The organism is Ruminococcus albus AD2013, from assembly GCF_000526775.1.
In the GTDB taxonomy this organism is placed as follows: domain Bacteria; phylum Bacillota; class Clostridia; order Oscillospirales; family Ruminococcaceae; genus Hominimerdicola; species Hominimerdicola alba_A.
Window position 1 is genome coordinate 3,364,040 of record NZ_JAGS01000001.1, and the last position, 14,973, is coordinate 3,379,012.

11 protein-coding genes and 1 pseudogene are annotated in these 14,973 nt (G+C 43.7%); 6 read left to right on the top strand and 6 right to left on the bottom strand.

Going from position 1 to position 14,973, the window contains the following annotated elements; genetic code table 11:
• Window positions 1-4: 4 nt before the first annotated feature.
• From N773_RS0115170 to N773_RS0115190, 5 genes are all read right to left on the bottom strand, one after another.
• On the bottom strand, window positions 5-1,168 hold the full coding sequence (locus tag N773_RS0115170) for a glycosyltransferase family 4 protein (protein ID WP_024858583.1): 1,164 nt from the start codon (window positions 1,166-1,168) through the stop codon (window positions 5-7).
• A 26-nt stretch (window positions 1,169-1,194) separates the two neighbouring features.
• Window positions 1,195-2,289, bottom strand: coding sequence for a glycosyltransferase (locus tag N773_RS0115175; protein WP_024858584.1), 1,095 nt, complete (start codon window positions 2,287-2,289; stop codon window positions 1,195-1,197).
• A 19-nt stretch (window positions 2,290-2,308) separates the two neighbouring features.
• Window positions 2,309-3,526, bottom strand: a complete 1,218-nt coding sequence (locus N773_RS0115180; protein ID WP_024858585.1) for a Coenzyme F420 hydrogenase/dehydrogenase, beta subunit C-terminal domain — start codon at window positions 3,524-3,526, stop codon at window positions 2,309-2,311.
• Between the two features lie 29 nt (window positions 3,527-3,555).
• Window positions 3,556-4,695, bottom strand: coding sequence for a polysaccharide pyruvyl transferase family protein (locus N773_RS0115185; RefSeq protein ID WP_024858586.1), 1,140 nt, complete (start codon window positions 4,693-4,695; stop codon window positions 3,556-3,558).
• A gap of 223 nt (window positions 4,696-4,918) precedes the next feature.
• Window positions 4,919-5,638, bottom strand: a complete 720-nt coding sequence (locus N773_RS0115190) for a sugar transferase (protein WP_155250906.1) — start codon at window positions 5,636-5,638, stop codon at window positions 4,919-4,921.
• A gap of 834 nt (window positions 5,639-6,472) precedes the next feature.
• Between N773_RS0115190 and N773_RS0115195 the strand changes: the two genes are divergently transcribed.
• The 3 genes from N773_RS0115195 to N773_RS0115205 are packed head-to-tail and all read left to right on the top strand — an operon-like array spanning window position 6,473 to window position 9,998.
• The gene (locus tag N773_RS0115195) at window positions 6,473-7,804 is read left to right on the top strand and encodes a sugar phosphate nucleotidyltransferase (protein ID WP_024858588.1); all 1,332 of its coding nucleotides are present in this window, start codon (window positions 6,473-6,475) and stop codon (window positions 7,802-7,804) included.
• A complete protein-coding gene (locus tag N773_RS0115200; protein ID WP_024858589.1) occupies window positions 7,801-8,823 on the top strand; it encodes an acyltransferase family protein in 1,023 nt (340 codons plus the stop codon). The genes N773_RS0115195 and N773_RS0115200 overlap by 4 nt, the downstream gene beginning before the upstream one ends.
• A gap of 20 nt (window positions 8,824-8,843) precedes the next feature.
• On the top strand, window positions 8,844-9,998 hold the full coding sequence (locus N773_RS0115205) for a glycosyltransferase (protein ID WP_024858590.1): 1,155 nt from the start codon (window positions 8,844-8,846) through the stop codon (window positions 9,996-9,998).
• Window positions 9,999-10,131: 133 nt separating this feature from the next.
• Here N773_RS0115205 and N773_RS22295 read toward each other — a convergent pair.
• Window positions 10,132-10,380: pseudogene (locus tag N773_RS22295) on the bottom strand (endo-1,4-beta-xylanase); the annotation flags it as partial.
• Between the two features lie 2,100 nt (window positions 10,381-12,480).
• Here N773_RS22295 and rfbA point away from each other — a divergent pair.
• Genes rfbA through rfbB form a run of 3 tightly spaced genes read left to right on the top strand, consistent with a single transcriptional unit; the run spans window position 12,481 to window position 14,973 of the window.
• Window positions 12,481-13,368 (top strand): glucose-1-phosphate thymidylyltransferase RfbA, encoded by an 888-nt coding sequence (gene rfbA, locus N773_RS0115215; RefSeq protein WP_024858592.1) that lies wholly within the window; start codon window positions 12,481-12,483, stop codon window positions 13,366-13,368.
• A 12-nt stretch (window positions 13,369-13,380) separates the two neighbouring features.
• A complete protein-coding gene (gene rfbC / locus N773_RS0115220; RefSeq protein ID WP_024858593.1) occupies window positions 13,381-13,932 on the top strand; it encodes a dTDP-4-dehydrorhamnose 3,5-epimerase in 552 nt (183 codons plus the stop codon).
• A 12-nt stretch (window positions 13,933-13,944) separates the two neighbouring features.
• Window positions 13,945-14,973: a dTDP-glucose 4,6-dehydratase gene (gene rfbB, locus N773_RS0115225; protein WP_024858594.1), complete on the top strand. Its 1,029-nt coding sequence runs from the start codon at window positions 13,945-13,947 to the stop codon at window positions 14,971-14,973.

The window sequence follows — 14,973 nt, forward strand, 5'->3', positions numbered from 1 at the left end:
AAGATCATTTTTTATATTCTGCGAGGAATCCGTCATAGAATTTTTCGCGCTTTCTGATAAGCTTTTCTCTGCTGAATTCGCAGGACTTTGCAAAATTCTTTTTTGCCAGCTTTTCAAGATCGGTACCAAGTACACGCTGTACCGCTTTTACTACCTCGTCGGTACTGCCTTTTCTGAAAAGACATACTTTCGGGATAAGCTCGGGTATTCCTGCGATGCTTGTTCCTATAACGGGACAGCCGCGGCTCATAGCCTCGATAACGGCTCTGGGCAGACCCTCCTGCTTGCTGGGCTGTACGTAGAGATCAAGCGAATCATAATATTCGGGCATTTTATCTGCCGATAGATTGCCGACGAACTTGACCTTGTCCAGAACTCCAAGTTCCTTTGCAAGGTCGCGGAGAAAATAATCATGCTTCGCACCGTTGTAGCCTCCTGCCAGACGATATTCCACATCGTAGCCCAAATCTGTAAGGGGCTTGATGGCGCGTATAACGTATTCCTGACCCTTATAGCGGGTATCAAGTGCGGCAGCAGTACCAAGCACAAGCTTTTTCTTTGCATCGAAGCTTTTCAGTTTTTCAAGGCGCTTTTCCAGTGTAGCTTTCTGCGGTTCGTCGATAACGACATTTGAACAGCTTACTGTCTTGCCCTTGGTGGGGTAGCGCCTTTGCAGAAACTGACCTGTAACGTAGTAAACGTACTTAGCATCACCGATTATGCTGCGGGTCTTCCAGTACATATAAGGTGCAACTGCTTTGCCCAGCAGACCGTGGTTCCAGTAGCTGTCCCATGAACAGCCGACGCTTTCGACTATATAGGGCTTATTGTACTTTTTGATATACTTTACAGCCAGCTGTGCGATGGAACTCTGTGTTCTCAGCACAAAATAATCGTTCTCTCTTACGCACTTTTCAACTATCTTCTCAGCCGTGGGCTTATTTTTCAGTATAGTCTTCGGGCTTTTAAAGTTCGGCACGCTGATGACTTTTATCTGCGGTGGCACAAGTGTGAATGTCTTGCCCTCCACGGGCTTTGTGCGTATCATGAATGTTATTTCGTCTGCAAGATACGAATATCTCTCGTAAAGTTCATGGTAGGCAAATTCGTAATAATTGCCGTCCTTATCGTAAAACAGAGGTCCATCGTGTATAAAAACCAGTTTCATTTAAAGTAACTCCTTTTTGCGGGGCTTTATTCGGTGAGCATTTTATGCCATGCTTCAAGATTGCGGTCAAAGGAGAAGTTCTCCTCCCATTTTTCCATAGAAGCCCTGCTAAAGTTTTTCCATTTATCTATATCGACTGAAAGCTGCATAACTGCATCTGCCCAGCCTTCGGTATCTTCTTTGTCGTCAACGAGGATACCTGTTTCGTTATTTACGACCACATTGCTGTTGAATCCCACATCGGAAGCGATAGAGGGAAGTCCCGTAGCCATATACTGCACCAGCTTGAATCCGCCTTTGCCCAGTGAACGCTTGATGTTCAGCAGGGGCATTATGCCGATATGGGCTTTAAGCATCTCTGCGGGGACGATATCTCGTGCCCAGAGGATATTTTCTATTTTAAGGTGTTTAGTTTCCGATTCCAGCGGCAGATTGCATATCACCGTCAGTGTGACAGTCTTGCCTGTTTTTTCTTTTACTGCCTTTGCCGCCTTGTCAAGTGCGGGAACAACGTTCCTTATATGCTTCAGTCCCGAAGATGAACCCACCCATAGGATATTCACCTTTTCGCCGTAAGAGGCTTCTCTTTCTCTGTTGACGGTATCCTTGTCCTTAACGGGAAGGTCGCCGTCGGTAGTAGGCAGAAAAGCTGTTATCTCTTTACAGCGGGGGATCAGTTTATTTTTCAGATATTCACTTGTGACGATTATACGGTCGCTGTGCTTCTGCAAAAGCCTTGCTTCGGCTTTTGTGATCTCGTTTATGCCGAAAATATCGTCATCGAAATCCCATATCACCTTTGAATTTTTCAGGATATGCTCGTACATAAGATTTATGGGGAACACGCAAACCTTCGGTACTGCCGCGCGGGATATCACAACGATATCGGGCTTGGCGATCATATCTGCGGCAAAATTGCGGAGATTTCTGAAAAATATCATCAGGTGGTACTGTATCTTGCAGATGAGGGTCGGAGAATTTGAGTATTTTCTGAACATCTTATCTGTGACGGTAAATCTGTTCGTTACTTTGGCGTCCTTTATCTTTTCAGTATACTGCAAGATCCTGTAATAGCTTGCCGCGTGGGTAAAGCCCCTTGTATATACCGAAATTTTTTTCATTTCACCATGCCTCCGATTTTCAGCGCTTTGAGCCTTTGGTGCTCTGGCGCTTTCTCATGCTTTTTTTATATATTTTCAGCAGTCCCATATTATACATAACGGGACGTATCTTCCGCTTTATCCTGTTTTTAAGCTTAAATGTAGCGGGGAAGTATTTCCTTTGCAGGGCACCCATCGACATATTATCGAGATCGGCGTACATTTCTTCCCTGCGGGGGTTCGGCTTGGCAGAAGTTACCATCATGCCGCCGTTTATCGCGCTGTCTTTATCAAAATCCAGAGGTTCAACGTCCAGATATTTTTTGATCTCTTCAAATGCGGCAGCGGCTTTTTCGTTGTTTACCAGTACCTGTGATACGCCTATGCCGTCGTCCATTCTCGGTGCTGCGCCGCTTACGTACCAGTAATCGCCAGCAGTAAAGCTGCTGCGCCTGTGTTTGCCCTTGGATTTGCAGTCATAGCAGGAGGGTCTTGAGATCATCTCCTTGCTGTAGAACTGGAGCATTGGGTCAACATCATAAGGCTCGTCGTACTCTGTGCCATCGCTGTATACCACCCTCATGGTAGTGCTGCCGTAGCCGTAGGTCTTTTCACGGAACCTGACTTCGCGGATATCCTTGCCGCTTTTCTTTTTGTGCCATGAGAGATATTTCTTCCAGAATTTAGGCGATGGAACACCCTTGCAGATGATATCCATGGTATAGAGATCATCGGGGTCTTCACCCAGATAATTCAGCAGAGCCTCAACCTGACAGGGAGTGCCCGAAAACAGCACTTTTCTGCCGTCACGCAGGAATTCCTTGACCTTTCGGTAATTATGTCCCACTTCACTCTGTACATATTTTGATCTGTTGAATTTTTTGATATCTTTTATATTTTCGATATAGCTGTGTCTTACATTGAAATTATCATCAAATCCCACACCGAAAACGACGCCGCCCTCACTGAGGACATATTTTGCGGCTGCCGCAAAAAATCCGCCCGAAGTAGAGGTCTTGCGGAGTTCCTTGTTCCTGTTTTTTACAAGATATGCTTTGGGCTTGTTAGCAGGTGTATCCTCATTGAGAACGGGACAGACCTTTACACATTTATTACATTCAACGCACAGTACCTCGCAGACCTCGGGGTATAAAAATCCGTCCTTGTCGGGGGTCATTTTTATACAGTCCCTGGGGCAGCTGTTCATACAGGCGCTGCAGCCGCAGCAGTCTTTTTTGACACGCTCTGAAATGTTCATCGTTTGATCCTCCGAACCTGATCGCTCGATCAGTTTTTAAGTGAGTCTGAAAGATAGTTCCAGGAATATTTCCTTAGCTTGTCAATATTTTCAGTCACTTCATCATAGTTAATGCTTTCGGTAATGAACCTGTCCTCCCAGACATCATTCACTACACGGTCTTTCATACCTGCGATGGAAAGCAGAGATTCAAGACGGGAGAATGTATCCTTGCTGCTGTCGGCGCTGTGACGCCTGAACACCATCACATTTTTACGGTAAATAATGGAAAATACTGTGCCGTGATAGGAATCCGTACATACATACTCAGCATTTTTTATAGCGCTTACAAAATGCGAGGGGTCGGGATTATCCACGAACTTCGCATTGAGTTTATTGTCATACTCTGATATCTCGCCGAAGAACGGCATCATAACGATAGGAAGTCCTGTTTTTTCAGCCAGTTTCAGCACACATTCGCGGGGCTCTCTTCTGTTTCCCAAAAAATAGCAGAAGATATATTTGCCTTCGGCTACGGGCTTTTCAGGCTGGATATCATCCCATTCCTCTGCCTTGAAAAGCAGGGTTGGGTCGCAGACCACGGGAACCTTTTGGCCTGTAAGCTGTTTTACGATGACTGCTCCTCTTTTCTCGCGGACAGAGATATGATCGAACTTGCCTAAGAATTTTTTGTAGAAATCTTTAAGCAGCGCGGGAACTTCAGCAACACCGAAGCTTGGTGCATAAGCAACGCGCTTTGTACCGCTGTTCAGCCAGTTGAGGGTATAGAAATCAGAACCGCTGTTTATGGGGTTCCACACCTGATCGCTGCCCAGCACAGCCATGCTGTACTTGCCTGCGGCTTTTTTCAGCTGATCGTACCCTACGTACTTGGGTGAAGCGGTCATATACTTATCAACGAACTTATCGAAGGCTTTGTTTCGCCTGCTGATGAGTTCGCCGTTCTTTTTCTGGAAAAATTTTCTTTTTACAAAAGACCATCTTTCCGCCATGATAGACGGGATAAGCAGCTGTATGAGATACTTGTAGGCTGTCTTTCTGGTCTTTACGTATTTGATATATTCGTTGTCATAACCGAGCTTTGTAACGGCCTTTTGTGTTGCGTATGACTGCAATACGCTTCCAAAATTCCTTATATTCGGGCATACTACAACAGCGACTTTTTTCATATCGTTTCTCCTAGATTAATCATTCATTTTTTGCGCAGTAATTGTCTGCTAGGTGAAATTCCATAATTCACACTCTTTAAATTATACCAAATTTTGATAAAATTTTTCAAGTGGCAAACATTAAAATTCCATGAACTTCAAAAAATAATGAAATCAAAATGTTTTCTTAACATAAAAAACCGGTGCAAAATCACAGCGGACTTGCACCGGATAAATTCGGACTTTAGGAATTGCCGATCTTGAAAACGAACAAAACAGTCTTTATTATAATACCAATATCCACGAAAACAGAGCGTTCTTTTATGTACTTTCTGTCAAGCTCTATCTGCTCTTCTGTTGTAAGTGAGTTCTTTCCGCCAATCTGCCAGTAGCAGGAGAGACCGGGTGTTACCAGGAGCCTGTCATCAGGAAGATTTGCCTGCTCTCTGGGAATAAAGGGTCTGGGTCCTATGATCGACATCTCACCTTTAAGGATATTGATGAGCTGAGGAAGCTCGTCGATAGAGGTCTTTCTGATGATATGACCTATCTTGGTGATGCGGGGATCGTTCTTCATCTTGAAGGTAGCGCCCTTGCATTCGTCCTTGGCGAGAAGTTCCTCAAGCTTTTTATCAGCTTTTTTATACATTGAGCGGAATTTGTAGATCTTGAAGATCTTGCCGTCCTTTCCGACTCTTTCCTGCATATAAAAAGGACTGCCGAAATCATCTATAACGATGAGTACCATAACTACCAGCATAAGAGGTGCCAGCATTATGAGTGCTATCAGGGAAGATGTAACATCAAATGCTCTCTTTATTTTTTCATATACAGGTTTCTTTCTGTAAAGTATGCTGTGTGAAACGGTAATTTCTCTTTCCTGCAGCGCTGTTTCGCTGTAAGATGTCATTTCGATGCTGCCTGCCAGAATGCTTGTATCTGTCTGTGCACTTAAATTCATCATTTCTCTCTCCCCATTCTCAATAATCTCAAGGTTTTCCGCTGGCGTTGAAAGCCATACTTGCGAATGATGTGTTTTTGACATAAGATCCGGAATCTCTTCCGGCTGCCCTGCGCGAATGAAACGACCCCATTATAATATTGAAGTTATATTTATTATATACATATGTATAAATGATGTTCACTTGTTTAAGCCGGACGTCAGCTTAATTAAGCGATGTTTGCGGCCTGCTCGAAGAACAGCAGGTTGCTTTTTGTTAAATATATTATATCACGCATATCTTCAAAAGTCAACACATTTAATCTTTTTCATCACTATAAATAATATACACCGCTTTTTTTTAGTATAATTTCAAAATTATATATATACGTAAATTTGCGGCAATGATTTGTGCATAAATTTAATGAATTTAAAACTAATTTACTTACTACATGGCCGAGATTTATGTGTAAAATACAGAATTTTACATTGTTATTATATTATCATTATTGTTAAATGGGTGACAGGATAATATTATTGCATGGCAGAATGTGGATATTGTATTTTGTTAGTCTTAATTGGTTAAAATTACCGATGCAATTAAACGTGAGTTACTTGACATATCGAACGAAATGCAGTACAATATTGAGTATATAATATATGTGATTTCACTGATTTGTTATGATTCAGGGTGATCCGGAAATTAAAAGGAATATTTATGTAAACGATATCATCACCCCATAATAAAGGTGTACAGATGCTGTGTGGAAATATGGCTGATGGGGCTGATATCGCGTAAAAAGCTTGTTATTGCCACATATTCAACTGAAGATGACAAGCTGAACTGGGGGATATGGAATGAATATAATCTTACTGTCCGGCGGAAGCGGCAAAAGGCTTTGGCCCCTATCGAATGATGTGCAAAGTAAACAATTCATACGACTGTTCAAGAATGATAATGACGAATATGAGTCGATGCTTCAGCGTGTATACCGTCAGATAACATCGGTAAGCGATGCGGGAATAACTATTGCGACATCGCGTTCACAGGTAAGCGCTATCAGAAATCAGCTGAGCGACAAGGTATCTGTATGTATAGAACCCTGCAGACGCGATACTTTTCCTGCCATAGCACTTGCGTCGGCATATCTTCACGATGTGCAGAATGTTGACATGGAAGAATGCGTGATAGTATGTCCTGTTGACCCTTATGTTGACAATAGTTATTATGAGTGTGTAAAATCGCTGGAAGCTCATGTTAAAAAAGGTGATACCAATCTTACTCTTATGGGCATCGAACCTACTTATCCCTCGGATAAGTACGGATACATCATACCCGAGGCGAAGGATACCGTCAGCACTGTAAGGTCTTTCAAGGAGAAGCCCGACAAGGAGACTGCGGCGGGATACCTTAAACAGGGTGCGCTGTGGAATGCGGGCGTATTTGCTTTCAAACTGGGATACCTTATTAATAAGGTACAGGAGATTACAGGATATACCCGTTATGATGAGCTCCTTGAAAATTATGAGACACTGGAAAAGATATCCTTTGACTATGCAGTGGTCGAAAAGGAGAGTTCTATAAAGGTAGTGCGCTATTCGGGCGACTGGAAAGACGTCGGCACATGGAACATGATGGCTGAGGTAATGGCGGACGCTACAAAGGGTGATGTTACCCTGGATGATACCTGTGAGAATACGCAGGTGGTCAATGAACTGGGCATACCCGTGCTGTGTATGGGCTGTCATGATATGGTGATAGCTGTCAGCGGCGACGGTATACTGGTATCGGACAAAGAGCGCAGCGGATATATGAAGCCTTATGTTGAGAAGATAGCGGGAGATGTTCATTTTGCGGAGAAATCCTGGGGAACATACACCGTTATCAATACCGAACCCGAGGCTATGACCGTCAAGATAAAGCTATTTGCGGGAAATAACATGAATTATCACAGCCACAACTACCGCGACGAGGTATGGACAGTGCTTTCGGGCGAGGGCAGAGTGGTCATCGACGATAAGATGATACCCGTGAAGCAGGGCGACACTGTCAGTGCAAAAGCGGGTGTTAAGCATATGATAATCGCTGATACGGATATGAGCATCATCGAGGTACAGATGGGCAAGGAGATCAGCAGGAAAGATAAGATCATATATGAATCCGAGTATGGTAAGGGCAAGAAGAAATGAGCGGCACAGGTGAAAATAATTACGGATGGATATCTACCTTGAGAGGGTTTGCGGCATTGCTTGTGTTTTTTGCTCATCCGCCGATGCCGTGGGCTGACAATTCAGTTGGTTTTGTCATTGGCAGGACGGGTGTTGCGATATTTTTCCTTATTATGGGATATCTGGCGGTACAGGCCAGGCAGAAAAGGACGAGAAAACAGTATCTGTACAACCGCTTTATAAGAATGTACCCTGTTTTCTGGCTGATACTGGTGGCTACATATATCACGAAGGTAGTTCTGGCGAGAGTAGGATTATTCTCGCACATTAAAGACCTTTTGTTCAATATGACGCTGTTCAATAAGTTTTTTGGATCTTCCCCATTAATCGGTACAAGCTGGATGATGCCGATACAGGTCTGCTTCTTTGTGGCGCTGGCTGTTCTTTCGGCGGATTTCTTTGAGTATGCCAGCGAAAAGACCATTGAAAGGTTATTTATTGCAGGAGGCATAGGTGCCGTATTGATCTCGCTGCTGAGATTTATAACCCACAATGACGGTATACCGACTGCTTTTGTACTTCTGATAATGTTTGGTCTGATAGGTATACAGTACAAGGAATACGGCGATATCCGCAGTATTTCGAGATATCTGGAGATATATGCGGCGGCTTTTGTGCCGAGTGTTATTCTTTCATACAGAGGAGAGTTTATCAGATATATTGTTGCATATGTGGCGGGCATTGCACTGTTTGTGCTTGCGGACAAGTACAAAGTATCGGTCGAGGCAATGAATAAGCTGGGAAGTGTTGGATTCTCATTCTTCCTGGTTTCGGATATACCGCAGCTGATCCTTGAAAAGATCATTGTTCTGGTTGATCCGAAGAATCCGGATAAAAAGGCGGAACTGTATATTGTGAAGTTGGTACTGTTCATTGTGATAAAATTCGCGGCAAGTCTGGGTCTGGCTCATCTGCTGACAAAGTATGTTGAAAAGCCCATGCTCAGCAAAGCGAAAAGCATCGAAATGTCGATGAAATAATTAATGTAGAGGCTTCGATTATGAAAAAGATCTTACATATTTCAAAATACTATTATCCCTTTATAGGCGGAGTTGAGGAAGTTGCGGCTGACATAACTCTGGCGCTGAAAGGGGAGGACTATGAGCAGAAGATCATCTGCTTCAATGAGGATTCCACCACAGACGGAGTAACGACCCACAGGGGCGAGACTGTTCATGATGACGTTAACGGCGTTGAGGTCATTCGCTGCGGTTCGGTGGCAAAAGTGGCTTCTCAGGCGCTTTCCGTGACTTACTACAAGGAACTCAAAGATGTGATGGAGAGCTACAAGCCCGATATCATCGTGTTCCATTATCCTAATCCCTTTGTATCTCAGCTGCTGCTCAAATACAAAAAGAAGGATTTCAAGCTGGTGGTGTACTGGCATCTGGATATCACCAAGCAGAAGATGCTATCGAAGCTGTTCTACAAACAGAACATTGATCTGCTGGAGAGGGCAGACAGGATAATCGCCACTAGCCCGAACTACATAAAGGGAAGTCCGTTCCTGGGCCGTTTCAAGGACAAGTGTACGGTCATACCCAACTGCATCAACAACGAGCGTCTGAAAGTTACTCCCGAGATCGAGAAGCTTGCGGCTAAGATACGCAATAAGTACAAGGGTAAGACCATCTGTTTCGGACTGGGCAGACATATACCTTACAAGGGCTTTATCAGGCTGGTCGAAGCGAGCCGTTATCTTGATGACGATTTTGCTATACTCATCGGCGGCAAGGGCGAACTGACAGGTATGCTGATGAAGGAAGCATCGGGCGACAGTAAGGTGCATTTTCTCGGAAAGATCAGCGACACCGAGCTTATCGCTTGTCTGATGGCTTGCGATATCTTCTGTTTCCCCTCGGTGACAAAGAACGAAGCTTTCGGTATAGCGCTGGCGGAGGGTATGTATTTCGGCAAGCCTGCGGTTACTTTTACTATCCCCGGCAGTGGAGTTAACTATGTTAACGTCAAGGATGTTACGGGTCTTGAATGTCCGAACTCTGACAGCAAGGCTTATGCAGAGGCTCTCAAAAAGCTGGCGGGAGATCCCGAGCTGAGAAACAAGCTTGGTAGTGCCGGCAGAGAAAGAGTGCTGGATAATTTCACTTATGATATCTTTGCGGATAACATCAAGAAAATGATCGGAGAACTTTGATACTGATATAAAAAACGAATGGCATCTTTTTATGGGATGTCATTCGTTTTTTATATATGATTATAAACCAAAAAACAGCAGCTTCCGAAAAAGCTGCCGTTTTTATCATCATGATCGATCCGCTTGCACGAAATTACCTAACTGTAACAGTAATAGCGTTCTTGATAGCACCGTTGGTATCCCACTTGCCGTTTACTCTTGCAGCAACAGCGACCTTATAGGTCATACCGGGTGTCAGGTTCTTAGGAGTAACGTAGCTGTTGTTAGTGATGTTGGAAGTCTGAACTCTCCACTTACCAGCCAGATATACAGCGATACCGTACTTGTCAGCACCATTTACCTTGTCCCAAACGAACTGGATCTGGTGGTACTGAGAGTTGGTAACTGCTCTCAGATTAGCAGGAACAGTGTCAGAAGTATCGGAACCGGAAGAACCTACAACTGCGGTAGCAGTGTTGATACCGTATCTGAGGTTACCGCTGACGTAGTCGCCTGTCAGGGTGGGCTTTTCGATATTGAGAGTCAGCTTGGAACCGTTGTATGTAGCGCCGCTCTTTACCTTCAGGGTGAATGTACCCAGAAGATTGTTTGAACCGAGGGTAACAGATGATGTAGCATTATCGAATACGTTGACGTACTGGCCGTTAGTGAAGTTATCAATAGTGCTCAGGCCGCTTACAGCGAAACCGAAGCTGACAGAGTCGAATACGTTCTTGTCTACATCCAGGACCATTTTACCTGCAGAGATCTGTCTGTTTGTCAGATTGCTGAGGTATACGGGAACGGAAACATAAGTGCTGCCGTTAGAAGTGCTTGCCTTTGCTGCGCCCATCTGCAGGTTAGCCTTTACGTTGTAGATCGTTCTCATAGGAGTCTGAGTTTTCTCGCCTGTGGACTTATTGATCTTAACAGCGTAGATGTGTGCGTTGTTCATAGCTGAAGTCATATTAAAGGTTACAGACTTTGAGGTGTAGTTCAGCTTTGTCCAGTTGAACTGATCTACCTTGTTTGTGCCCTTTGTAGCGCTGGAGCTGTAGTACCATTCATAGTTAAAGCCGTCAGTGCCATATGATTTATCATCTTTATCGAGGGTAACTTCCATGGTAAAGGAACTGCCTGTCGGACAGTATACATCGCCTGTGAGAAATGTTCCGTCATACTCAAAATCGCTGATATCAGCTGCGCCGGCTACGATAACATTTCCGGCATTTGCAAATGGTGCGGGAACAATGCCGGCAACGGCAGAACCCATGAGCGTTACTGTTGAAAGAACTGCTGCGCATTTGCTTACAACTTTTTTCATGTTCATATTAAAGACCTCCATATTAATTTTAAGTGTTAAGTCAAGTACTATCGGGTCATTATCAGTTTTCTTAAAACTGCCAATTCTATAAAAGCCTATTCTCCCTGTACCTATTCTCCTTATGAACCGATTTCTTAACTTATTTAATTATATCATATCATCCAAATGCTTGCAATAGTTAAAATAAATAAATATTAAGGCCGGGGTTTATAACATTAGTATAATTGTATATGACATAACAATTTGTACACAATACAAATTTTTTATCGGCGCTTTGTGAAATGTTTAGTATATTTTGAATAGGATAATATTCTTATATAACGTCGGTGAGAGACCGTGCATAAAAAAAACGATATCATATTATGTGGAATTTCAGGTCTGAAAGTCGCGGATGACTGTTCTGCTGAGAGATGGATACTGTTTGATAGTCGGTTTTCGTTCTTTATTATACTATATTATATATCGAATTGAAAGGGCTTCGTTTGAAATATTTCATAAAAGCTTTTTGAGAAAATTATTAGCTTGATGCAAATATCAAAACAATTAACCAATGTTTAAGCTTTTGCTTTGATGATCTGCGCTGATAACTTCCGTGATATCGGCGATCTCGCACAAGATCAAGTAAAAATAAATTTACCGATAGAATAGCTTTGATATATGATAAGTATGATATTTATCAAATATAGCTGAGCCGTTTTTATGTTTCGGTTTGTAGCATAGAATGTTAAATTATTGATATTATCTGCGCAAATGCGTTTTGAATTATAATTTTAGCAAATTTAAATTTTTGATATATCTGATTAAATTTCAGACATTTTATCGAAATTTTCCATTTTGGATGATTATACCAAATATCAAAAATTCGATTGGAAATTTCGGCTAATTTGTCGGTTAACTATAATTTATATACATATAAAATTAATCAATTTAGTTCGTTCGCTGTTCATTTACATGAAAATATGTGCATAATTTACTGCTTTTGTAGCTCATTCGGTTTCAAATCGACCTAACTGCGCCGAGAATTCATTCTATTTTTACAAGAGGGATTTGACATATTCGCTAAAAAATAGTATAATATAAGGGATAATTAATTGTAAGACCGGCTGTGTTTCAAATTGTCGCTTTTGCACAGTCGGAATACACAGCTTATGATATACATTAATAATGGGAGTGAACGATATGAAAGGTATTATTCTAGCCGGCGGTTCCGGTACAAGACTCTATCCATTAACGATGGTAACATCAAAACAGCTTCTGCCTGTATATGACAAGCCGATGGTCTATTATCCTTTGTCAACGCTGATGCTGGCGGGCATAAAGGATATACTCATAATCTCGACCCCTACCGACCTGCCGAATTTTGAAAGGCTTCTCGGAGACGGCTCGGAATATGGTATCAGCCTTTCTTATAAGGTACAGCCTTCACCCGACGGTCTGGCACAGGCGTTCATTCTCGGTGAAGAATTCATAGGCGATGATGCCTGCGCTATGGTACTGGGCGATAACATTTTCTACGGCAACGGCTTCGGAAGTATTCTCCGTGCCGCAAAGGAAAATGCCGAGAAAAATGACAGAGCGACAGTATTCGGCTACTATGTTCCCGATCCCGAGCGTTTCGGTGTGGTTGAATTTGATGAAAAGGGTCAGGCTGTCTCCATTGAGGAAAAGCCTAAGGCGCCTAAGTCCAACTATGCGGTGACGGGTCTTTACTTCTATCCCAAGGGCGTTTCTGCCAGAGCAAATGAGGTCAAGCCATCGGCAAGAGGGGAGCTGGAGATAACCACCCTCAACGAGATGTACCTTGATGACGGTCTGCTGGATGTTCAGCTTCTGGGCAGAGGCTTTGCATGGCTTGATACGGGTACTATGGACAGCCTTGCAGAGGCGACAAACTTCGTGCAGATGGTACAGAACCGTCAGGGCATAGAGATATCCGCCCCTGAGGAAATAGCCTTCATCAACGGCTGGATAGATAAGGACGGACTGATGAAGTCTGCCGAAAAATACGGCAAATCTCCCTACGGCGCACACCTGAAAAAGGTTGCAGAGGGTAAGATAAAATACTAAGGAGCTTTTAAGATGGGTAATTTTACTTTCAATGAAACTAAGCTGAAAGGCGTTTACATAATCGACGTCAAGACCTACGGCGACAACCGCGGATACTTTATGGAGACCTACAAAGAGGACGATTTCAAGGCGGCTGGTCTTGATTACAGCTTTGTTCAGGATAACCAGTCAAGTTCACGAAAGGGCGTACTCAGGGGACTTCACTTCCAGAAAAATCACCCTCAGGCTAAACTTGTAAGGGTACTGAAAGGCGAGGTCTTTGACGTTGCAGTTGACCTTAGAAAGGGAAGTGAGACCTACGGACAGTGGGTAGGTGCTGTGCTTTCCGAGGAGAACAAGCGACAGTTCATGATACCCCGAGGATTTGCCCACGGTTTTCTTGTACTGAGCGATTACGCCGAGTTTGCGTATAAATGCGACGACGTTTACCACCCCGAGGACGAGGGCGGCATCATGTGGAATGACCCTGCCATCGGTATCGAATGGCCCGAAGCAGGTGAACTGATACTCAGCGAAAAGGATAAAGTACACCCATCACTGGCAGAATCCAAGATCGAATTTTAAGGAGAATATACCATGACAATATTTGTAACAGGCGGTGCCGGATTCATCGGCTCGAATTTCGTTTTCCATATGCTGGATACCTATCCCGACTACCGTATAGTATGTCTGGATAAACTGACCTATGCAGGCAATCTCAGCACTCTTGAACCCGTGATGAAGAACCCGAATTTCAGATTTGTGAAGATAGATATCTGCGACAGAGAAGCTATCTACAAGCTGTTTGAGGAAGAAAAGCCCGATATCGTTGTTAATTTCGCGGCTGAATCTCACGTTGACCGTTCCATCGAGAACCCTGAGATATTCTTGCAGACAAATATCCTCGGCACACAGGTGCTGATGGACGCTTGCAGAAAGTACGGCATACAGAGATATCATCAGGTATCCACCGATGAAGTTTACGGCGATCTGCCCCTTGACAGACCCGACCTTTTCTTCACCGAGGAGACACCCATACACACTTCTTCACCCTATTCTTCTTCAAAGGCGGGTGCAGATCTGCTGGTTATGGCTTATCACAGAACTTACGGTCTGCCTGTGACAATTTCCAGATGTTCCAACAACTACGGTCCCTATCACTTCCCCGAGAAGCTGATACCCCTGATGATAGCAAATGCGCTGGCTGACAAGCCCCTGCCCGTATACGGTGAGGGACTGAATGTCCGCGACTGGCTGTATGTTGAGGATCACTGCCGTGCTATCGACCTTATCATACACAAGGGAAGAGTCGGCGAAGTTTACAATGTCGGCGGACACAACGAGATGAAGAACATCGATATAGTAAAGCTGATATGCAAGGAACTTGGCAAGCCCGAAAGCCTTATCATACATGTTGAGGATAGAAAGGGTCACGATATGCGCTACGCTATCGACCCCACAAAGATACACAACGAACTGGGCTGGCTGCCCGAGACTAAGTTCGCGGACGGTATCAAGAAGACCATTGACTGGTACCTGAACAACCGTGAATGGTGGGAAACAATAATAAGCGGAGAATATCAGAACTACTACGAGAAGATGTACGGTAATCGTGCGGAGGTATGA